The organism is Plantibacter sp. (assembly GCF_059073635.1).
Window position 1 is genome coordinate 918,139 of record NZ_JCACOF010000010.1, and the last position, 20,821, is coordinate 938,959.

General features: G+C 69.5%; 15 protein-coding genes, 2 tRNA genes and 2 pseudogenes. 8 read left to right on the forward strand and 11 right to left on the reverse strand.

What is annotated here, in order from left to right:
* Positions 1-84 precede the first annotated feature (84 nt).
* Complete coding sequence (locus tag AC5JOC_RS16485) at positions 85-420, forward strand: hypothetical protein (RefSeq protein WP_494246832.1); 336 nt, start codon at positions 85-87, stop codon at positions 418-420.
* A 938-nt stretch (positions 421-1,358) separates the two neighbouring features.
* Entirely contained in the window at positions 1,359-2,036 is a 678-nt protein-coding gene (locus AC5JOC_RS16490; RefSeq protein ID WP_494246904.1) for a M23 family metallopeptidase, read from the forward strand.
* 102 nt (positions 2,037-2,138) lie between these two features.
* On the opposite strand, the gene AC5JOC_RS16495 is transcribed toward AC5JOC_RS16490, so the two are convergent.
* Positions 2,139-2,840, reverse strand: coding sequence for an SDR family oxidoreductase (locus AC5JOC_RS16495; RefSeq protein WP_494246833.1), 702 nt, complete (start codon positions 2,838-2,840; stop codon positions 2,139-2,141).
* A gap of 92 nt (positions 2,841-2,932) precedes the next feature.
* Between AC5JOC_RS16495 and AC5JOC_RS16500 the strand changes: the two genes are divergently transcribed.
* Entirely contained in the window at positions 2,933-3,352 is a 420-nt protein-coding gene (locus tag AC5JOC_RS16500) for a MerR family transcriptional regulator (RefSeq protein ID WP_494246834.1), read from the forward strand.
* A 35-nt stretch (positions 3,353-3,387) separates the two neighbouring features.
* Here AC5JOC_RS16500 and AC5JOC_RS16505 read toward each other — a convergent pair whose 3' ends face one another.
* Both AC5JOC_RS16505 and AC5JOC_RS16510 read right to left on the reverse strand, forming a co-directional pair.
* Entirely contained in the window at positions 3,388-4,704 is a 1,317-nt protein-coding gene (locus tag AC5JOC_RS16505; protein ID WP_494246835.1) for an ArgE/DapE family deacylase, read from the reverse strand.
* Entirely contained in the window at positions 4,701-6,041 is a 1,341-nt protein-coding gene (locus AC5JOC_RS16510) for an MFS transporter (protein ID WP_079706684.1), read from the reverse strand. The genes AC5JOC_RS16505 and AC5JOC_RS16510 overlap by 4 nt, the downstream gene beginning before the upstream one ends.
* Positions 6,042-6,147: 106 nt before the next feature.
* Between AC5JOC_RS16510 and AC5JOC_RS16515 the strand changes: the two genes are divergently transcribed.
* The 4 genes from AC5JOC_RS16515 (at position 6,148) to AC5JOC_RS16530 (ending at position 9,116) form a co-directional block, all read left to right on the forward strand.
* Positions 6,148-7,266 (forward strand): PucR family transcriptional regulator, encoded by a 1,119-nt coding sequence (locus AC5JOC_RS16515; protein ID WP_079706683.1) that lies wholly within the window; start codon positions 6,148-6,150, stop codon positions 7,264-7,266.
* A 120-nt stretch (positions 7,267-7,386) separates the two neighbouring features.
* Positions 7,387-7,947 (forward strand): hypothetical protein, encoded by a 561-nt coding sequence (locus tag AC5JOC_RS16520; RefSeq protein ID WP_494246836.1) that lies wholly within the window; start codon positions 7,387-7,389, stop codon positions 7,945-7,947.
* Positions 7,948-8,029: 82 nt separating this feature from the next.
* Positions 8,030-8,581, forward strand: a complete 552-nt coding sequence (locus AC5JOC_RS16525) for a hypothetical protein (RefSeq protein ID WP_494246837.1) — start codon at positions 8,030-8,032, stop codon at positions 8,579-8,581.
* 37 nt (positions 8,582-8,618) lie between these two features.
* Positions 8,619-9,116, forward strand: a complete 498-nt coding sequence (locus AC5JOC_RS16530; protein ID WP_494246838.1) for a DUF3592 domain-containing protein — start codon at positions 8,619-8,621, stop codon at positions 9,114-9,116.
* Between the two features lie 320 nt (positions 9,117-9,436).
* On the opposite strand, the gene AC5JOC_RS16535 is transcribed toward AC5JOC_RS16530, so the two are convergent.
* The 4 genes from AC5JOC_RS16535 to AC5JOC_RS16550 form a co-directional block, all read right to left on the reverse strand.
* Positions 9,437-9,513: transfer RNA gene (locus AC5JOC_RS16535), tRNA-Met, on the reverse strand.
* A 42-nt stretch (positions 9,514-9,555) separates the two neighbouring features.
* Positions 9,556-9,627, reverse strand: a tRNA-Thr gene (locus AC5JOC_RS16540).
* A gap of 80 nt (positions 9,628-9,707) precedes the next feature.
* Positions 9,708-10,460: a lytic transglycosylase domain-containing protein gene (locus AC5JOC_RS16545; protein ID WP_229940091.1), complete on the reverse strand. Its 753-nt coding sequence runs from the start codon at positions 10,458-10,460 to the stop codon at positions 9,708-9,710.
* Positions 10,461-10,691: 231 nt separating this feature from the next.
* Positions 10,692-11,069 (reverse strand): PGPGW domain-containing protein, encoded by a 378-nt coding sequence (locus AC5JOC_RS16550; protein ID WP_137243944.1) that lies wholly within the window; start codon positions 11,067-11,069, stop codon positions 10,692-10,694.
* A 218-nt stretch (positions 11,070-11,287) separates the two neighbouring features.
* On the opposite strand from AC5JOC_RS16550, the pseudogene AC5JOC_RS16555 reads away from it, so the two are divergent.
* A pseudogene (locus AC5JOC_RS16555) lies at positions 11,288-13,076 on the forward strand (glycoside hydrolase family 13 protein).
* Between the two features lie 202 nt (positions 13,077-13,278).
* Here AC5JOC_RS16555 and treZ read toward each other — a convergent pair.
* The 4 genes and pseudogenes from treZ to AC5JOC_RS16575 form a co-directional block, all read right to left on the reverse strand.
* Complete coding sequence (gene treZ, locus AC5JOC_RS16560; protein ID WP_494246839.1) at positions 13,279-15,054, reverse strand: malto-oligosyltrehalose trehalohydrolase; 1,776 nt, start codon at positions 15,052-15,054, stop codon at positions 13,279-13,281.
* Positions 15,055-15,059: 5 nt separating this feature from the next.
* Positions 15,060-17,415 (reverse strand): annotated as a pseudogene (gene treY, locus AC5JOC_RS16565) (malto-oligosyltrehalose synthase).
* Complete coding sequence (glgX, locus tag AC5JOC_RS16570) at positions 17,412-19,460, reverse strand: glycogen debranching protein GlgX (RefSeq protein ID WP_494246840.1); 2,049 nt, start codon at positions 19,458-19,460, stop codon at positions 17,412-17,414. Before glgX ends, treY begins: the two are co-directional and overlap by 4 nt.
* Positions 19,461-19,554: 94 nt before the next feature.
* Complete coding sequence (locus AC5JOC_RS16575) at positions 19,555-20,616, reverse strand: serine/threonine-protein kinase (RefSeq protein ID WP_159453425.1); 1,062 nt, start codon at positions 20,614-20,616, stop codon at positions 19,555-19,557.
* Positions 20,617-20,821: the final 205 nt, after the last annotated feature.

The following is a 20,821-nucleotide window of genomic DNA, read 5'->3' on the forward strand; positions in this document are numbered from 1 at the left end:
CGAACACCGGACCTCACCGGAACCACCGCCCACACCACCGACCCACCGCCCGTCCCGTTTCCGGCACAGCGGATCATCCGCACCGTGATCCAGACGACCGCGGCCGTGATCCTGAGCTCGGTGGCCTGCATCACGACCGCGAGCATCATCGCGCCACAGCTCCTGGAGGCGATCCGGGAACTCCTCCCGGACGACGTCTACGCCTGGGCGGCGGCAGCCGTGGCCACGACGGCGGCGATCGCCGCAGCACTGGCCCGGATCATGGCGATCCCCGGCGTGAACGGCTTCCTGACGAGGCTGAGCGCAGGATCCACTCCCCGCCACGCTCGACTCGATTCAGACGCTGAATCTGCCACTGAAGAAAGAATTTCATGGATGAATCGGCAAGATGAACTGGACAAGACGACGAGATCGTCGTAGAGTCTCTACTCGAACACACGTTCGAATGTCGGAGGACACTTCCTCCATCAACAGAAAGGAGGGCTCATGGTTTTGAAGTACCAATACCCGTATGACCTCAGTCACTACGACAGCAGCGACGGGTACAACGCTCCACGAGCCGGCGGCTCAAACCATCGGGGTGCCGACTTCAACGGCTTCCCGGAGGGCACGCCGATTCCCGCGGTCGCAGCCGGAACCGTCGTCGAGAACTACCGGAGCGGCGGGCTCGGCATGGCTTGTCGTCCTGGCGCACTCCGGACGGCGCGTTCTCGGGGTACTGCCACATGTACCAGCAGTCCCCGCTCGCCATCGGCACCGCCGTCACGCGAGGGCAGATCCTCGGAGGAATCGGTGACACCGGCGAGTACTCCGAAGGCGCCCACCTCCACCTCACCATCGGGCTCAACCAGTCCGGCGCGACGGGCGGAGGCTCCCACTGGATCGATCACACCGATCCGATCCAGTTCATCAACGATCGCCTCAACGGCGACGACCCAGGCAACACCGGCGGACCGACCGCCCCGACTCAGGAAGAAATCGACGACATGGCAGCTACGAAGAACGCATCGATCGTCCGCGACTACCAGAAGGAGAACGCGGAGCACCCTCGCGATCGCCCTCGTGTACCCGGACGGCAAGGCCGTGAAGCTCGCGGGCAACATGGACGTGGACGGAGCGATCACCGCTCACGTGCAGGTCTACGGCATCTCGCCCACCAACCCGAGCAACACGGCGCTGCGCGACAAGTACGCGTCCCAGCTGACCACTGCGTCAGTGGAACGCGTTCTGGGCCGTCTACCCGGGCACCAAGATCGGCTTCTGAGCCGAGGACGCCCCACCCGATGCCCCCGAGCAGACCGTAACTGCTCGGGGGCATCCCCATCGGCACCACGAAAGGAGCCTCATGGTTCTCAAGTATCAGCACCCGTTCGCTCAGATCGACCTCGCCGACGGCTGGGGATCGATGGCCGGCGGGCGGACCCAACCGCACCGCGGGCTGGACTACCAGCCCGGCGCCGGAGCCGCGATCCCGGCGGTCGCAGCCGGGCGTCGTCTCCGCCAACCGGTGGAACGCGGCCCTGGGCAACGTCCTGGTCATCGCCCACCCCGACGGCATGTACTCGGGCTACTCGCACCTGGCGGCCGCCTCACCGCATCAGGTCGGCGCGGCGATCGTCCGCGGTGAACCCGTCGGCGTCGTCGGGAACACCGGATCCGCTTCCAGCGGAGCCCATCTGCACCTCACCATCACCTTCACCGCGGACGGCACGTGGAACAACGCCGACATCGGCGTCACCACCGATCCGTATCCGTTCATCAACGCTCGCCTGAACGGCGAGGACCCGGTCCAACCACTCAAGGAGTCAGACATGCCCAAGATCATCAGCGTGCCAGGCGGCACCATCGCGCTCGTCACCGAGACGTTCGGCACGATGTACACCTCCACCAGCGGCGGGCAGGGGTTCTCCATCGCCGCCAACACGAAGGCGTACGGCCAGGTCACCGGCCTGACCCAGGACCAGGTCACGACGCTCGTCGCCGAGGCGAACGCCCGAGGCCAGCGCATCGCCGACCTCGTCGCGGCCGCGCGGTAGCCCACGCCGGCATGAGGAAGCCCCCGAGCAGACCGTAACTGCTCGGGGGCTTCCTCCATTCTGCACCGTGCACGTCTCGTGCACAGCGCCCAGGCTCGATGCTCAGGCGAACTGCGCGTAGAACGCGTCAGGGTCGTGGGCGAGCGAGGCCTTGACCATGGCGCTCCACTCGTCGACGACGACCTCGGAAGCGCCGTCTGCGACGCCGTCGAGGCTCGCCCGTGCGACGTCCGCGGGGTCGACCATGGGGCCGTCGTAGCCGGCCATGATGTCGGTGTCGGCGGCCCCGAGGTGGAGCCCCTGCACCGTGATGCCCTTCGAGGCGAGTTCCAGACGGACCGCGTTCGTCATGTTCCACTCCGCCGCCTTGGCCGCGGCGTATCCGCCGGAGCCGGGGTGCGCGAACCAGCTCAGGGCGGAGAGCACGTTGACGATCGTCCCTCCACCGTTCGCCTCGATCACCGGCGCGAACGCACGCACCATGGCGAGGTTGCCCCAGTAGTGCGTGTCCATCTCGCGCCGAGCGTTCGCGAGGTCGTCGGTCAGCATCGAGCCCTGCGTGGCGATCCCGGCGTTGTTGACGAGCAACGTGACGTCGGTCGCGATCTCGGCCGCCGCAGCGACGGACGCCTGATCGGTGATGTCGAGCTGCAGCACCTCCACGCCCGGGATGTCGACGAGTTCCGGGCGCCGCGCGGTCGCGTACACCTTCGAGGCGCCGCGCTCGAGCAGCTGCACGACGAACCGGCGTCCGATGCCCCGGTTCGAGCCGGTGACGAGTGCGACGGATCCTGCGATGTCCATGATTCCCTTCCGCGTGCGGGTCGATCCCGCAGCAGCCTGGTTAGGCTAAGACCTCACATCAATGTCAGGTGCAAGCCAGGAACGGAAGATCGATGCGCATCGGAGATCTCGCGGCTCGGACCGGGGTGAGCGTCCGCTCGCTCCGCTACTACGAGGAGCAGGGGCTGCTCACCGCCACCCGCACGACGAGTGGCCAGCGGACCTATGAACGAGCGGCGGTGGAACGCGTCGAGCTCGTGCAGCAGCTCTTCGCGGCCGGCCTGCCGAGCCGCACGATCGTCCAGCTGCTCCCCTGCGTCGATGCGGGAGTCGCGACGCCGGAGTCGCTCGAGCTGCTCCGGACCGAACGCGACCGCATCACCGCGCAGATGGCCGACCTCGAAGCAGCACGCGCCCGCTTGGAAGCGGTCATCGACATCACCCTCCACCCGACGCCGGAGCACTGCCCCGCCCTGCGGGAGGATCGACTCCGGCAGACCTGGATGCCGCCTGAGCGCCGCCCGCGCAGCTGATGCGGGCGGCGCTCAGGACCGACGTTCGGGTTCCGTCACGAGGAGTGCGAACGTCCGGGATCGGACTCGGCCCGCGCCTCCGTGATCCCGCACCACTCGGCGATGAACAGCGCGATGGACTTGGTGATGCGGCGGACCGACTCGATGCTCACGCGTTCGTCGTACCCGTGGATTGCCTCCGAGATCGGGCCGTACACCAGCGCGGGGATCCCGGCGTACTGGGTGAAGACCCGGCCGTCCAGGTAGCCGGGGGTCGTGAAGGTGCGCAACTCGTCGCCGAACACCTCGCGGTGCGTGCCCCGGAGGACGTTCTCGGCGTCGCTGCCCTCGTCGAGGACGTACCCCTCGGCGAAGAAGCCGTTGCGGGTGGTCCTGGCGGTGATCGGGTGCCCATGCTCGTCGTCGACGACCGTGGCCAGGTGGTCGGTGATCTCCGTCCACGCGTCTTCGGCGGTCACCCCCGGGTACAGTGCCACGCGCAAGTCGACCTCGCACCAGGCGGGGACACTGGATGCCCAGTCTCCACCGGCGATCTTGCCGAGGTTGAAGTTGATGGGGTGTTCGAGATCCTCGAAGTACCGGTGCGAGTCCTTCTGCGCATTCCACCGGTCCTCGAGCTCCCGCAGCCGACCCACGACGTGGTGAGCGGCGTCGATGGCGTTGAAGCCGGAGGACATCTCGCGAGGGTGGGTGGGTTTGCCAGACACTCGGAGCCGGAACCAGATGACGCCGACGTTGGCGCGGACGAGCATGTCCTCCTCGGGCTCGGGGATGACGACGGCCTCAGCCGTGTACCCGCGCTGCAGTGCGGCCAGCGACCCGTTCCCGGTGCACTCCTCCTCCACGACGGACTGGAAGTGGATGCGGCCGGCTGGGCTGAGCCCCGCCCGACGGATGGCGTCGAAAGCGAACAGGTTGGCGACGAGACCGGCCTTCATATCCCCGCTACCCCGCCCGGTCAGCCAGTCCCCGTCGATCCGCGAGTCCCACGGGGACGTCGCCCATTCGCTCTCCGGACCCGTGGGGACGACGTCGATGTGACCGTTCAGGATGAGGGAGCGGCCGGCTTCCGACGCGGGGTGGTAGGTGCCGACGACGTTGTCCACGTCGTCGTAGGAGACGTCGATGATGCCGGCGCCCTCATGCGACGCGATGTCGTCGACGTCCAGCTCCCAACGGTCCATCTCGAGGCCGCGATCCTGCATCGCCGCGAACATGAGGTCCTGCGCGCTGCTCTCCTCCGTTCGGAGCGAGGGGTGGCGGACGAGTTCCTGCGTGAAGGCGAGCTGTGCGTCGAACCCGGCATCCACCTCGGCGAGGATGCGTTCACGGGTGGCGTTGTCGAGTGTCATGCGGGTGACCTTTCGGTGTCGGCGGTGACGACGGCGTCTCGGATCCGGAGACGCTCTCCGATGAGACCGCCGACCGCGGTGATGAGGGATACGGCGACGAGCAGGAGCGCAGCGGACCAGGACTGGTTGCCGCTGGACGCGAGGAACGCCGTGGCGATGAGCGGCAGGAAACCACTGATGGCGCCGGCGAGGTTGTAGCCCAGCGCGACACCGCTGTACCGGAGGTGCGGCGGGAACAGATCGGTGAGCAAAGCGCCGGTGACGGCGTACGCGAGGGTGATCAGGAGGATACCGATACTCACTGCGGCGATGATCCCGATCGGGTTCTGCGTGTCGATGAGCCAGAAGAGCGGGAAGGCGGCTGCGGCGGTGAGGAGCGCACCGAACAGGGTCATGCGCCCGGGACCGAACCGTTCGGCGAGCCGCCCCGAGAAGATCGTCATCGGGATCTGCAGCACGGCGGCGACGAGCGTCGCATTGACCATCACCCCGCGGTCCACGCCGAGGGTGTTCGAGCCGTAGCTGACGACGAAGGTGGTCATCAGATAGAACCCGCCGACGCCGAGGAGGGCGGCCGCGATGGCGACGAGCAGGCGACCCCAGGCCTTCGTGAACACCTGCAACGCCGGGACCTTGACCCGCTCCTCCTGTTGGACGAGCTGCGTGAAGACCGGCGACTCCTCGACCTTGAACCGGATGTAGAGGGCTACGGCGAGCAACGGGAACGCGCCGAGGAACGGCAGGCGCCATCCCCAGGCGTCGAACGCCTCGGCCGGCAGGAGGAGGACGAGCGCGAAAGCACTGGAGGAGAGCAGGGTTCCCACTGGCGAACCGATCTGCACGAGTGCCGCGTACCGTGCACGCTTCTCGATGGGCGCGTGTTCCACGGCGATGGTGACCGCGCCGCCCCACTCCCCGCCGACGGCCAGACCCTGCACGAGCCGGAGGATCGCGAGCATGACGGGCGCCGCCACTCCGACGGCGAGGTAGTCGGGGAGTACACCGATGAGGCCGGTCGCGACGCCGATCATGACGATCGTCACCAGCAGCGCCGGGCGACGGCCGAACCGGTCGCCGATGATCCCGAACACGAACGCACCGATGGGGCGTGCTGCGAATCCGACGCCGAAGGTGGCGAACGCGGCGAGCGTCGCTGCGGTCGCGTCGAGGTCCGTGAAGAACAGGCGGTTGAAGACGAGGGCTGCTGCAGTGCCGAAGAGGAAGTAGTCGTACCACTCGAGCGCCGTGCCGACGAACGCAGCCCCGGCGATGCGCCGCGCGTCCTTCGAGCTGACGTGGACGGGAGCGGTGGAGCGCGGGGATGAGCGTTGCGTCATGAGTGCCTCCGGAAGTCGGGATGGGGACCTGCGCTTCAATACTCCGAAGGCGCTCGCCCGGTCGCAATGCCACCCTGCATCGTCTTGGGCCCTCTAATGTGTGCATATGCACACCACAGCGCTCCGCGACGTCGCCGACCGATGCCGCGGCCGCCTGTCCAAGATCGCCGAGGAGTACGCGCAAGAGGTGCGCCGACTCCCTGGGTACGCAGTGGCGACGGTGACGGACGACGAGCTCTCCCGCACCGCCCGCGAGGTCCTGGACCTCCTCATGCGGATGCTCGCGGGCGACGACGTCCGCGGCACGCTGAGCGCTGTCTCCGAGCGGGTCGGGAGGCATCGCGCACAACAGGGCCTCGCACTGGACTCGCTCCTGCGGGCAGTCCGGATGGACTTCCGGTTCCTCTGGGAGGTGCTCCGCGACGAGGCGGATGCGGACGAGGTCCTCGCGCTCTCCGAGGAGGTGGCCACGGTCTGGGAGGCGGTCGAGGTCCACACCAGCCACATCCAGGCCGCCTACATCGACGAGCTCGTGTCGATGAACCGGCAGTTGGAGCTCGAACGGGCCTCATTGCTCCGGCGCCTCCTCGTCGGCGAGACGAGCGACCCGACGCAGCTCGCACACCTGGCGTCGGCGCTCGGCCTGCCGGTCCTCGGCCGGTATCGGGTCCTCGTGGCCGCCCCGCGCTTCGCGGACGCCTTCCGACGCTGGGCGAAGGAACACGTGGCAGGTGCCGACCTGCACGTGATCGACGGCACGCAGTTCCTCATCGTCGAGCGATCCGGGCCGCGGACGCCGCCCGAGGCCCGGCTACAATCCGCGCCGGCGGGCCTGTCGCCCACCATCGACGGACTGGCGGGCCTCGGCGTCGGCTGGCAGATCGCCCGCCGTCTGGCCGACGAGGTGACGGAGCCGCAGAACGCCGCGACGCTGCTCACCCACTGGCCGATGCTCGTCGAGGAGGGCCTCGGCGAGGCCTGGCCGATCGCTCGTCGTGAACTCACGAGCCGACTCGACGCACTCTCGGCGGGGAAACGGAGTGCCATCGTCGACACGGTTCGTGCCTACCTGTCTTCCGGATCGATCGGCGACACGGCTTCCCGACTCTTCGTCCATCGCAACACCCTCCTGAAACGCCTGCAGCGGTTCACCGAGCTCACCGGTCTCGACCCCACGGTTCCGTCCGACGCCGCGCTCATCACCCTGATCCTCGCGCGGCCGTAGCGTTCCATCGCGGCTACCATGTCGATGTCGGAGGCCCGGGATGCGAGCCGGGCTCCGTCGTCATGGCAACCGAGCCGGGCCTGTTCGAGCCCGGCTCCCGATCCGGGGGATCAACGATGAGTGGAACCAGCGAAGCAGGGACCAGCGACCGCCACCGAGTCGGTCGCCGCCCAGGCGGCGCGCACCCGGCTCGAGGAGCGCGTGGCGGGCATCGAGTCGATCCTGATCTCGGTCCCGATGCTGCTGCTCGAGATCGCCCTCATCCTCTCGCTGTTCGTCCCCTACGCGAGCCAGACGAAGACGGATGAGGACCCTGAGTCCTTCAACCTGTTCTTCTTCCTCGCGGGATTCGCCGATCGCGACGACGACGGCGACCCGGAGGCCGCCTCGATCCTGTTCGCGAGTGCGTTCCTGATACTCATCGTCGTGATCGTCGGCACGATCTGCACCGCGCCGACCCTCGCGGGCAAGCGGGTCTCGTCGCGAGCGGGAGCGACCGCGGTGACCTTCATCATCGTGCTCATCCTCGGCAACATCGGCGCCTGGATGGTCATGCTGATGGGGGTCTACGCCGACTCGCCCTGGACCATCGGTCCAGCTCTGCCACTGCTCAACCTCGGCACCCTGCTCGCGGCGATGATCGCCTTCATGCCCGGCTACCGTCGCATCTGGGAGCGATAGCAGTTCGAGGTCAGTGTGCGATGGGGAGCACTGCCCATCCGACGATCGTCGCGCACTCTCGCCGCGTTGCCATACTGAGTCCGTGAGTGGAACCGACGTTGCGCCGACGGGCGTGCTACAGGACTATCAGTGGGCCGTGGACGCCGAGCTGCAGAACACCCCATTCACCGTCACCAGCCTCCCCGACGGGTTCCAGGTCGGATACGACCTCGCGGACGCCCGCTGGTGGAACGTCCTCCAGCTGAACGAGGTGTCCGACAGCATCACCTACACCGTGCGGGTCGATGAGCGACGGCGGCGGTTCAGCATCACCGACACGGTCAAGCGGATGAGCTGGTCGGCTGGTGTCTCCGGCTTCGTGCCGCGCCTCTCCTGGTCGTTCTCCTGGCAGTCCGGCCGTGTCCGGTACGGCAGGGTCATCATGCTCGGGACCTCTCCCGGCGGGTTCGAGATCGCGTTCAGCCCCGAGAACGAACGCGCGCGGATCAAGGAGATCGGCGAAGAACTCGGTCTGCGTCCTCGCATGAGCCCCCATGTCAGCATCGGGCTCTGGGCGGCGGCCGGTGGCGTCGCGATCGGCCTGATCGTGCCCGCCATCATCATGCTGAGTCTTTCCCTCACCGGGAACCACTGATGCAGGAGCTTCGAATCGGGACGGTGGCGCACTGGTGATGGCAAGCAAGCGCGCGGCGGGCGACACACGGGGCTTCCTGCACAGCAGGGTGTTCCAGACGGCGGCGATCGTCCTGATGCTGTTGGCCGGTCCGGTGGCCGTGGTCGTCGGCTCCTTCATGATGGCTGCCGACAGCGACCTGTTGCAGAACGGGGAGCGGACGAGTGGGACGGTCACCGAGGTCGACGACGGCCGGAAGGCATCTCACCACCGGTTCAGGACCGACTATCTGGCACCCGACGGTTCGCCACAGCGGGTCTGGGCGGACTGGCCCCTCGACGGCAAACCCGCCGTCGGCGACGTCGTCACGGTGATCTACCGCGCGGACGACCCCGGCACGGCGGTGCTCGAGGGCTATGACGGACCGGGGACCTCGGTCGTCGGGATCGGTGTCGTGCTGACCGGCGTGAGTCTCCTGATCGGCACCGCGATGCTCGTCGGGGTCTTGCTTCGAGCAGGCCGCGGGCCCGACCCCGAGGAGATCTCGAAGCCGTGACCGTGCGGTGACCGAGGTCGCCGCCCGTCCGAGCATCTCGTCACCGGGTCGACTCGCACAGCTCCTCGCTCTTGACGGACCAGGTCTGCATGCGCCAGGGTCGACATCACGATGTGAGCGATCACAATCCGTGACCCTGATCCCGAGACGATGGAGTTTCCAGGTGAGTCCACAACGCCTATCGACCATGCGACCCCGGCACGGGGCGTCGCTGACCGGCTTCAAGCGCTACTCGCAGTCGTGCGCGATTCAGCGAACGCTGCGGCAAAACAGAGAAGCACCGGAGAAATCTCCGGTGCTTCTCTCTTGAACAGCTGATCTGGTAGCAGGAGAGAGATTCGAACTCTCGACCTCACGATTATGAGTCGTGCGCTCTCACCAACTGAGCTACCCTGCCACGTCTCTCCGTATGCCGGCGAGAGCAGTGACGGAGAGAACGAGCCCCGAGCGGGACTTGAACCCGCGACCTCTTCCTTACCAAGGAAGTGCTCTACCACTGAGCTATCGGAGCGCGAACCAGACCGCTCACGCGGAAATGGCACCAGTAGAGACTAGCATCCCGCGAGGGGTGCTTCGTACACCGGATCGGGATCAGTTCGCGGCGAAGGTGTCCGCGGCGTGGACGACCTTCTGCAGGTACGACGCGGCCCCGTTGTACGAGCCGATCGCCGCGATCCAATCGGCCTCGATGCGGAGGTCCCGGCCACCGTGGCACAGGTAGTGCGCTGCGGCGAGCGCCGCGTCGTCGATCTGTTGCGGGTCCGCGACGCCGTCGCCGTTCCCGTCCGCGCCCCACCGCTGCCAGGTCGACGGGATGAACTGCATCGGCCCGACCGCACGATCCCATCTGGCGTCACCGTCGAAGGCGCCGCGGTCCGTGTCGGTGACGGCATCGAACTCGGTGCCGGTGAGCGCCGGGCCGACGATGGGTGGAACGGCCCGCCCGGCGTCGTCGAGCGCACCGCCGAAGATCGTGCCGTGGCCGGACTCGACGCTGCCGAGCGCGGCCAGCGTGTTCCAGGCGATCCCGCAGCCCGGCTGCGTCTCCGCGACGGCGAGCGCCGCACCGGCGTAGGCGACCATCGCCCGCTCGGGGATGCCGAGGCGGAGCGCCGTGGCCGTCGCCCAGGCACGGTCCACCCGGTCGGTGACGGCCGCCGGCGCTGTTCCAGCCGAGCCCGCGGCGGGGATGCCCGGTCCCTCGACGGCAGCATGTGGCGCGGTTCCGAGGGTCGAGTCCCGTGCTTCCGCCCGACTGATGAGCTCCGGTCCCCAGACGACCGCTGCCACGATGACGGCGAGACCGACGATCGCGACCGCTCCGCCGGCGACGAGCCATCCCACGCGGATGCTCGACCGCCGGTTCCGGCGTGTCGGTGCGACGGGGCGCCGGGAGCCGTTGCGCGCGCCGGACGGTCGGGACCGCGGCTTCCGCGTCGAGCGGGTGGCGCTGGTCGTGCGTCGTCCGGGCGCAGCGGTCTTGCGTTGTGCGGGCCGACGCGCACCACTCCCCTTCGCCGATGTCCCCACCGGTCCACCGTACCCGCGCGTCGGTCGGCGCCGTGCGCCGCAGGTTCAGTGCTCCTGGGCAGCCTTCGCAGCCTGCTTGGCCTGACGCTTCGCCCGAAGGTCCTTCGCGACGGCGACGCCCTTCTTGGCTGCGGCGTTCGCCTTCGTGCTGGCCTGCTTCGCACCCTCGAACTCCGAGGCGAGGACGGCGAGCCCGCCGACGGCGATCAATGCTCCCGGTCCGGGAAGCGGGATCAGGGCCACGCCGAGGGCCACGGTGCCACCGCCGACGACACCGACGCCCGCCCGGTAGACCCGGTTCGCGGTCGGATTCCGACGGATGATGCCACGCGTCGTCCGGGCCGCTGATCCGGCGATGCCTCCCGCCTGCGCGGCGACGCGCTTCGCCGTGCTGCGGGCCGAGCCGTCCGATTCCGTGGTCATGTCCCCACTCTAAGCAGGGCGGGCGGGTCGGTGGCCGGGAATCCGGTCCGAATCGACGTGGCTCCCGTGTGACCGAACCGACGTGAGCGCGGGGTGCCAGCGCGACCGCACCCCTCTGGAGCGCCGCGCTCGCCGCCATGCATCGCACTCGTGTCAGCGCACCGCGCTGGCCAGTCCACGAGCGGCGACGGGCCCCGTGAATGGCCTAGGGTAGCGACATGGACTCCGCCCTCCCGACCACGTCGGCGACCGCAGCTCAGCACGCCTCCCCCGCAGGAGGCTCCACCCCCGGTTCGGAGTGGTGGCGCTCCGCCGTCATCTACCAGATCTACCCGCGATCCTTCGCGGACGCGAACGGCGACGGCCTCGGCGACCTGCCCGGGATCACCTCCCGCCTCGGCGCCCTGCAGGAGCTCGGCGTCGACGCCATCTGGCTGTCCCCCTTCATGACGAGCCCGCAGAAGGACGCCGGCTACGACGTCGCCGATTATTGCGACGTCGACCCCATCTTCGGCACGCTCGCCGACTTCGACGCGATGACCGCCGCCGCGCACGCTGCCGGCATCCGCGTCATCGTCGACCTCGTCCCCAACCACTCCTCGAGCGCCCACCGCTGGTTCCAGGAGGCCCTCGCGGCCGGGCCCGGCTCGGCGGAGCGCGCCCGGTACATGTTCCGCGACGGCAAGGGCGAGCACGGCGAGATCGCCCCCAACAACTGGGAGTCCGTCTTCGGCGGTCCGGCCTGGACGCGGGTCACCGAGGCCGACGGCACGCCTGGCCAGTGGTACCTGCACATCTTCGACTCCTCGCAGCCCGACTTCGACTGGACGAACCCGTGGGTCCGCGAGCAGTTCCGCGACATCCTCCGGTTCTGGCTCGACCGCGGCGTCGACGGGTTCCGCGTCGACGTGGCGCACGGCATGATCAAGGCCGACGGCCTGCCCGACTACACCCCACCGGCCGAGGGCGGCAGCATGGGTGGCGCCTCGGCGGGCGTCGCACTCGAACCCGGCATCAGCACCGGGCCCGCCTCGTGGCCGGAGACCGCGCCGTACTGGGGTCAGGACGGCGTGCACGAGATCTACCGCGACTGGCACGAGCTCCTGGAGACGTACGACGGCGACCGTGTGCTGTGCGCCGAGGCCTGGGTCGACCCGCTCGACAAGATGGCCCTGTGGGTGCGCCCCGACGAGATGCAGCAGGCGTTCAACTTCCCGTACCTCGAGACCCCGTGGAACGCCGCCGACGCTCAAGGCCGTCGTCATCGGCGAGTCGCTGCGGGCGTTCGCGCAGGTCGGCGCTCCGAGCACGTGGGTGCTGTCCAACCACGACGTCGTCCGGCACGCGTCCCGCCTCGCGCTCACGGAGGAGAACCCCCAGGGCTACGGCGTCGGTCCGAACACCCCCGGCCAGCCGGATCGGGCGCTCGGGCTGCAGCGGGCCAGGGCGGCGACCGCCCTCATGCTGAGCCTGCCCGGTGGGGCGTACCTCTACCAGGGCGAGGAGCTCGGGCTCCCCGAGGTCATCGACCTGCCGGATGACGCCCGACAGGACCCGACGTGGTTCCGCACGAACCACGAGCGGTACGGCCGCGACGGCTGCCGCGTGCCGATCCCGTGGGAGGCCGGCCACCCCGCGTACGGCTTCAACACGACCGGTGCGTCCTGGCTGCCGCAGCCCGACGACTGGAACGACTACTCGCGCGACGCACAGGCCGGCATCCCCGGTTCGACGCTGGAGCTGTACCGCACGCTGCTCCGCCTGCGCCGCGAGCACACGCTGGGACTCGGCTCGATCGCCTGGATCGAAGGGGCTCCCGACACCATCCTCGCGCTGACGAACGGTGCGGTCACGGTCGTCGCGAACACCGGTGCCGACGACATCGCCGTGCCCTCGTCGCTCGCGGACTCGGCCGTGCTCGTCGCGAGCGGACCCTTCGACGGCAGGACCATCCACGGCGACACGACGGTCTGGTTCACGACGCCGTCGACCCTGCCCGTCGGCTGAGACACTCCGCTGGCCGGTGCGCCAGCGCGGTGCGCCGACGTGACCGCGGGCGTTCCGGCGTCGGCGCGGTGCGCTGACGCGAGCGCGCCGGAATCGGCCCCGCCGCGGGGCGTGCGCGTGAGCGCGCCCCTCCGGAGGGGCGCGCTCACGCCGTAGACCCGCGCTCGCGTCAGCGCACCGCGCTGGCCCGAGGGCAGGCAGGTCAGTGGTGCAGGATGGCGACGGAGTGCGCTCCGAGCCGCAGTGACCCCTCCGTCGTGACGACCTCGCCGAAGCTGTCGAGCAGCTCACCGACCCGCTGGGTGAGCTCCACCGGTTCCGTCCCGAAGTTCACCGCGAGCATCGCAGAGCCACGACGCAGGACGAACGAGCCGGTCGCCTCGTCGACGATCGCGGTCGTGTCGGCGAACGCCGGATCGGTGAACGCCGGGACCGTCCGCCGCAGCTCGATCACCCGTCGGTACCAGGTCAGCAGCGTCGCGTGCCGCCCACGGGACCGCTCCGACCAGTCGAGCACCGACCGACGGTAGGTCTCGGGATCCTGGGGATCCGGCACGTCGGCCTCGTTCCAACCCATCCGGGCGAACTCGGCGATCCGGCCCTTCGCCGTCGCCTCACCGAGCTCGGGCTCCGGGTGCGAGGTGAAGAACTGCCAGGGCGTCGAGGCGGCCCACTCCTCCCCCATGAACAGCATCGGGGTGAACGGTCCGAGCAGCGTGACGGCGGCGGCGATGGCGAGCTGCCCGTCGTCGAGGGTCGCGGCCAGCCGGTCGCCCGTCGCGCGGTTCCCGATCTGGTCGTGGTTCTGGTCGGAGACGACAAGCCGCCAGCTCGGCGTCCGTTCGAGGTCGATGCGGCGGCCGTGGTGGCGCTTGCGGAAGCTCGACCAGGTGCCGTTGTGGAAGAACCCCTCCTCCATGACCTTGCCGAGCGCACCGAGCGGCGCGAAGTCGGCGTAGTAGCCGGACACCTCGCCGGTGAGCGCCACGTGCAGTGCGTGGTGGAAGTCGTCGCTCCACTGCGCGTCGAGACCGTACCCGCCGGCACCGCCGGGCCCCCGGGGCGTGATGAGCTTCGGGTCGTTCAGATCCGACTCGGCGATGAGCGTGAACGGTCGGTCGAGGTCGGCGCTGAGCGCATCCACCGCGGCGTCGAGTTCCTCGAGGAGGTGGATCGCACGGGTGTCGTGCAGGGCGTGTACGGCGTCGAGGCGAAGGCCGTCCACCCCGTACTCCTCGAACCACAGCAGCGCGCTGTCGATGATGTACCGACGCACCTCGTCGGAGTCCGGCCCGTCGAGGTTGAGGCTGTCGCCCCAGGTGTTGCCGGCGCCGTCCGCGAGGTACGGACCGAAGCGCGGCAGGACGTTGCCGGAGGGGCCGAGGTGGTTGTACACGACGTCCTGGATGACGGCGAGCCCGCGCTCATGGCACGCGGCGACGAAGCGACGGTAGCCGTCCGGTCCGCCGTAGGCCTCGTGGACAGCCGACCAGAAGACGCCGTCGTAGCCCCAGTTCCAGACGCCGTTGAACGCGTTGACCGGCAGGACCTCGACGGCGTCGACGCCCAGCTCGACCAGCTCGTCGAGGCGTTCGATCGCCCCGTCGAAGGTGGCCGCCTCGGTGAAGGTGCCGATGTGGAGTTCGTAGAGCACGGCACCGATGAGGGAGCGACCCCGCCAGCCGGTCCCGTCGCACGGCACGGGGTCGGATGCGACGACGCGTGACGGGCCGTGGACGCCCTCCGGCTGCCGACGCGAGCGCGGATCGGCGAACGGACCCTCACCGTCGACGAGATAGCGGTAGTCGCTGTCGACGACCGCCGCGCGGGGCTCGGCACCGTCGAGCGCGATCCACCATCCCTCGGCGACGTCGCGGTCCATCGGGTGCTGCTCACCGTCCAGGACGAGGTCGACGCGCTGGGCCTCGGGTGCCCAGACACGGAACCCGTCAGCCGGACTCGTGGTGCTGGTCGTCATCGTGCTCACTCCTCGCTCGCGGCCTCGGCCGCATCGTCGGGCCGCGTCAGGACGGCGACGGGATACTGCTCCAGCAGCGCCGCGAGACGGACCTCGCCGCCCTGCAGCTCACGGCCGGTCAGCACGTCGACGAGCCGGCCCTCCGGCAGGGTGACCGTGGTCGACTTCCATCCACCGTGCTCCGCGAGCCGGAGCGAGAGCCGGGTCGCGACCGTGGTGACGCCACCGCGTGAGAACGCGACGACGTGGTCGGCGGCCGGTCCGTCCGCCCCGATGGGGGTGTACTCGGCGAACCGCGACGGGTGCTCCCGTCGCAGGCGGAGGAGCCGGCTGGTCACGAGGAGCTTCGCGGCTCCGTCGGCGTCGACCGGCGGCAGCCAGCCCTCGTCGAGACGGGCCAGCACCGCGCGACGCTCGGCGTAGTCGACCGGGCGACGGTTGTCGGGGTCCACGAGCGATCGGTCCCAGAGCTCGCTGCCCTGGTACACGTCCGGCACGCCCGGCATCGTGAGCTGGATCGCCTTGGCGACCAGACTGTTCGTCCATCCGGCCGCCTCGACGTCCGCGACGGCGTCGAGCAGCGCGGCGTTCGCACGACGGCTGTCGTACAGTCCGTCGACCGCTGCATGCAGGGCGGCTTCGAACGTCTCGTCCGGTGCGGTCCACGTGGTCGAGTCGCCTGCCTCACGGGCGGCCTTCTCGACGTAGGCGTGCAGTCGCTCGCGCTCGATCGGCCACGCACCGACGGCCGCCTGCCAGACCAGCTGCTCGAGCTGCCGGTCGGGGAAGCCGTTCGAGGTGTGGAGGGCGACGGCGTGCTCCGCCCACCGGTCCGCGACCTCACTCAGGGCGTCGATACGGGCGCGGACGTCTTCGCTGCGCTTCGTGTCGTGCGTGCTGAGCGTCGTCATCGAGGACGGCCACTCCGCCTGCCGCCGTGCCTGGCGGTGGTGGAACTCGGCGACGCTGATGTCGGTCTCGGCGGGGTCGCCACCGACCTCGGTCAGCGAGGTGAGCGCCGTGTAGCGGTAGAACGCGGTGTCCTCGACGCCCTTCGCCATCACCATGCCCGAGGTCTGCTGGAACCGCGCGGCGAGCGGATCGGTCGAGTTGCGCAGGCGCGGAGCCAAGCGCGGCGAAGGCGTCTGCGAGCTCCGGCCGACGGGTCTCCGCCTCGTCGAGTGCGGCGTCCAGGTACTCGTCGCCGAGCGGCAGGTAGGAGCGGTAGACGGGGAACGCGGTCAGGATCTCGGCGAGGGCGTCCACGGCGTCCGGGACCTCGGGCACGAGCCGTGCAAGGCGTCGCACCTCGGAACCGAGGATCCCGTCGGCGATGCCGCGCTTCGTGGTGTGCACGAGGTCGTCCCAGGCGTCGCGCGTCAGCTCGACCCCCGCGAGTTGACCGAGTGTCGGCAGGCCGTCCGGGTCGACGAGCACCCGGTCGACGTCGCCCAGGGCGTCGTAGCCGGTGGTGCCGAGCGTGGCCCACTCGGCCGGCAGGTCCTCTTCGCCCTCGAGGATCTTCTCCACCCAGATGGGTGCTCCACCGATGCGCTCGGACAGTCGGTCGAGGTAGGCACCGGGGTCGAGGAGCCCGTCCGGGTGGTCCACGCGGATCCCGTCGGCGAGGCCGTCGTCGAACCAACGACCGATCTCGACGTGCGAGCCGTCGAAGACCGCCGGGTCCTCGACCCGGATCGCTGCGAGCGTGTTGACGGCGAAGAACCGTCGGTAGTTCAGCTCGCTGTCGGCGCGGCGCCAGTTCACCAGTTCGTAGTGCTGGCGGTCGTGCACCTCGCGCGGGCTCGCGTCGTCGTCGGCCGTCCCGGGGGCGATCGGCAGTCGGTGGTCGAAGTAGCGCAGTTCGCCGTCCTCGATGCCGAGGTCGTCGAGCGCACTTCGGCCGTCCTCGTCGTCGCCGAGGATCGGCACCCGGATCCGACCGTCGCCGGCCTCCCAGTCGACGTCGAACGCGGCCGCGTGCTCTGCGTCCCGACCGTGCTGGAGCAGGTCCCACCACCAGGCGTTCTCCACCGGTGTCGCGACGCCCATGTGGTTCGGAACGGTGTCGATGAGGACGCCGAGGCCTGCGGCGTGGGCTGCCTCGGCGAGCGCCGTGAGCCCGTCGGCACCGCCGCGCTCCGGGTCGACCTCGGTGTGGTCGACGACGTCGTAGCCGTGGGTGGATCCGGGTTCCGCGCGGAGGATCGGCGACAGGTAGACCCAGTCGGCACCGAGGGCCTGGAGGTAGTCGACGAGCGCCGCGGCGTCCTGGAGTCGGAAGTCCGCGGTCAGCTGGAGACGGTAGGTCGAGACGGGCACGGTGGAACGCTGTGGCCCGCCGCCGGACACGGTGGTCATGATGCGACCCCCGATCGCAGGAGGGTGAAGGAGGTCCCCTGCACGATCACCGTCGTCGACCCCTCGGCGAGCATCTGCTCCGGGTCACTCGATTCGACGAGCGCCCATGGCAGGCCGGGAGCCTTCGGCAGGCTGAACTCCACGCCGTTCTCGGCCGCGTTGAGCAGCAGGGCGAACGACGCCGATCCGGCGTGACGGAACACGAAGGTGATCGAGCGGGCGTCCGGGTTGTCCCAGTCCTCGTCGGCGAAGGGCTCGTCGTCGGACCGGGTGATGAAGACCCGGTCGTCTGCTTTGGAGCCCGGACCCTGGCGGAACCAGTCGGGTCGCAGGGCCGGCTCGGCGAGGCGCAGGGCGATCAGGCGCTTCGTGAAGCCGAGGAGGTCGTGGTCGGCGTGCTCCCAGTCGAACCACGACACCTCGTTGTCCTGGCAGTAGGCGTTGTTGTTGCCGCCCTGGGTGCGGGCGATCTCGTCGCCGCCGAGGATCATCGGGACACCGGCCGACAGCAGGACCGTCGCGAGGAAGTTGCGACGCTGACGGTCGCGGCGCGCGTTCACGGCGGGGTCGTCCGTCGGACCCTCCGCACCGTTGTTGCTGGAGCGGTTGTCGCTCTCGCCGTCGTTGTTGTCCTCGCCGTTCGCCGCGTTGTGCTTCGTCGAGTACGCCGTGAGGTCGGCGAGGGTGAAGCCGTCGTGCGCGGTGACGAAGTTGACGCTGGACAGCGGCGAGCGTCGGGACGCCTCGTAGACGTCGGGGCTGCCGAGGACGCGCTGCGACATGGTGCCGAGCACGCTGTCGGCGCCGTTCCAGAAGTCGCGCACGTCGTCGCGGAACTTCCCGTTCCACTCGGACCAGCTCGCGGGGAAGCCACCGACCTGGTAGCCGGCGGTGTCCCACGGCTCGGCGATCATCTTGATCGGGGCGAGCACCGGGTCCTGCTCGATGAGCGAGAGGAACGCACTGTGGATCTCGGCGGAACCGTCCTGGCGGGTCAGCGTCGTCGCCAGGTCGAAGCGGAAGCCGTCGACGTGCATCTCGGTCACCCAGTAGCGCAGGGAGTCCATGATGAGGCCGAGCGCCGCCGGGTGGCCGACGTTGACGCTGTTGCCCGTGCCCGTGGTGTCGAAGTAGTGCTCGCGGTCCTCGTCGACGAGACGGTAGTAGGCCGCGTTGTCGATGCCCTTGAACGACAGGGTCGGGCCCATGTGGTTGCCCTCGGCCGTGTGGTTGTAGACGACGTCGAGGATGACCTCGAGGCCGGCGGCGTGCATCGCCTTGACCATGGCCTTGAACTCGTCGACCTGCCCACCGCTGTCGCCGGCGGCCGCGTACTCGCCGTGCGGGGCGAAGAAGCCGATGGAGTTGTAGCCCCAGTAGTTGCGGAGCCCCTTCTCCTCGAGGTGGCTGTCCTGCACGAACTGGTGCACCGGGAGGAGTTCGACCGCGGTCACGCCGAGGTCGGTGAGGTAGCGGATGGCCGCCGGGTGGGCGAGGCCGGCGTAGGTGCCGCGGATCTCCTCGGGCACCTCGGCGAGCTGCTTGGTGAAGCCCTTCACGTGGACCTCGTACACGATCGTCTCGGCGAGCGGGATGCGCGGAGCGACGTCCTGGCCGTCGGCGTCCCAGTCGAACGAGGACGGGTCGGTGACCACACCGAGCGCGACGTGGCCTGCGGAGTCGGTGTCGTCCATCGTCTCCGGAGCGTCGAGGCGGTGGCTGAACTGCGCCTGGCCGAGGTCGTAGCGCCCCGTGACCGCCGTCGCGTGCGGGTCGAGCAGCACCTTCGCCGGGTTGTGGCGGAGACCGTTCGCCGGGTCCCAGGGGCCGTCGACGCGGATGCCGTACCGCGTCCCGGGGACGAGGCCCTCGACCAGCCCGTGGAACACGTGGCCGGTGCGCTGTTCGAGGCGCGTCTGCTGCTCCTCCCCGCCCTCGGGGAAGATGCACACGGTGACGGCGTCGGCGGTCTCCGAGTAGATGGCGACGTTCGCACCATCGCCCCGAAGGGTGACGCCGAGCGGATAGGGGGTCGAGAGCGTCATGGCGCCCTTTCACTCGAAGGGATCGATCGTTGTTGAGACGGTACACCGGCCGGATGACTTCCCCGGTTCCGGACGAAACGTGGTAATGGGCCGATCAGAACGCGAAGATGCCGATCGCGACACCGATGGCGAGCCCCGCGGCGGCCGTCGCGGCGGCGAGGAGCAATGCGATCCGCGGGTCGACGCCCTGGTCGACGACGAGACCGAGGCGCGCACGCACCCGGCGGACCCGGCGGACGCGCGACTCGGACCAGATCTCGCGCAGGCTGGCTGCGACCTCGTGGGCGGCGGGTCGGTCCTCCGGCTTGCGGGCGGTCATCGACCGCAGCAGCGGGTGCCAGGCGGCGGGGAGCTCGGGCGGGATCACCGGGTCACGGTGCAGGCGTGCGATGGCGGCCTCGACGAGACCGCCGTCGAACTCCCGGCGACCGGTGACGGCCTCGAGCAGGACGAGGCCGAGCGAGTAGATGTCCGTCTCGGTGCCGACGGTGTCGCCGAGCGCCTGCTCGGGCGAGAGGTAGGACGCCGTGCCGGAGATGGCCTCGGTGTTCGTGAGGCGCGACCCGCCCACGAAGTGCGCGATCCCGAAGTCGGACAGCTTCACGAGGTTCGCGTGGCCGAACGCGGCGATGTCGCTGAAGAGCATGTTGTCGGGCTTGATGTCGCGGTGCACGATCGACCGCGTGTGGATGAAGGACAGCGCGTCGGCGACCTGCGCACCGAGGGCGGCTGCGTCACGCGGGAGCATCGGGCCGGCCTGCAGCTTGTCGGTGAGCGTGGCGCCCGGGATGTACTCCATGACGAGGAACCGGTGCTCGACGCCGCGGTGGACGACGGAACCGGAGTCGTAGAGCTCGACGAGGCCCGGGTGGCGGAGTTCCCCGAGCAGACGGATCTCCCGCTCCTGACGCAGCCGGTCGTTCGCGGTCGCGGCCTCGTCGCGGAAGAGCTTCACGGCGACGGGGCGCGAGAGCAGCTCGTCGCGTGCGCGGTAGACGTTGGCGGACCCGCCGGAGCCGAGCTGCTCACCGATGCTGTAACGCCCGTTCGACAGGCTGACGCCGGTGACGACCGTCTCGGTGTGCTCGGTGAACATCGCAGCTGGATCGGTGATCGATCCGGCGTGTGCCGGCGGTCGGTGCAGGGAGTCGCTCACGGCCGCCCCCTTCACGGTGCAGTCGATGTTGGCCGCGCCACCGTGTTCTCGGCAGGCTGTTCCAGCAACCACGTTACAAGGCGTTCGTCGTTCAGGCGGATTCGTGTCGGAGTGTTGAGAACGGCTAGCGCACCTGGTAGGCGTCTGCAAGACCCCGATGCTCCCTTGCGGGCCCCGAACCGCGACGAGGACCATGGAGAGGGCC

Coding starts and splice junctions, on each gene's coding strand:
- AC5JOC_RS16495 (WP_494246833.1), bottom strand. CDS start 2,840: ATGGACATCGCAGGATCCGTCGCACTCGTCACCGGCTCGAACCGGGGC.
- AC5JOC_RS16500 (WP_494246834.1), top strand. CDS start 2,933: ATGCGCATCGGAGATCTCGCGGCTCGGACCGGGGTGAGCGTCCGCTCG.
- AC5JOC_RS16505 (WP_494246835.1), bottom strand. CDS start 4,704: ATGACACTCGACAACGCCACCCGTGAACGCATCCTCGCCGAGGTGGAT.
- AC5JOC_RS16510 (WP_079706684.1), bottom strand. CDS start 6,041: ATGACGCAACGCTCATCCCCGCGCTCCACCGCTCCCGTCCACGTCAGC.
- AC5JOC_RS16515 (WP_079706683.1), top strand. CDS start 6,148: ATGCACACCACAGCGCTCCGCGACGTCGCCGACCGATGCCGCGGCCGC.
- AC5JOC_RS16530 (WP_494246838.1), top strand. CDS start 8,619: ATGGCAAGCAAGCGCGCGGCGGGCGACACACGGGGCTTCCTGCACAGC.
- AC5JOC_RS16550 (WP_137243944.1), bottom strand. CDS start 11,069: ATGACCACGGAATCGGACGGCTCGGCCCGCAGCACGGCGAAGCGCGTC.
- treZ (WP_494246839.1), bottom strand. CDS start 15,054: ATGACGACCAGCACCACGAGTCCGGCTGACGGGTTCCGTGTCTGGGCA.
- glgX (WP_494246840.1), bottom strand. CDS start 19,460: ATGACGCTCTCGACCCCCTATCCGCTCGGCGTCACCCTTCGGGGCGAT.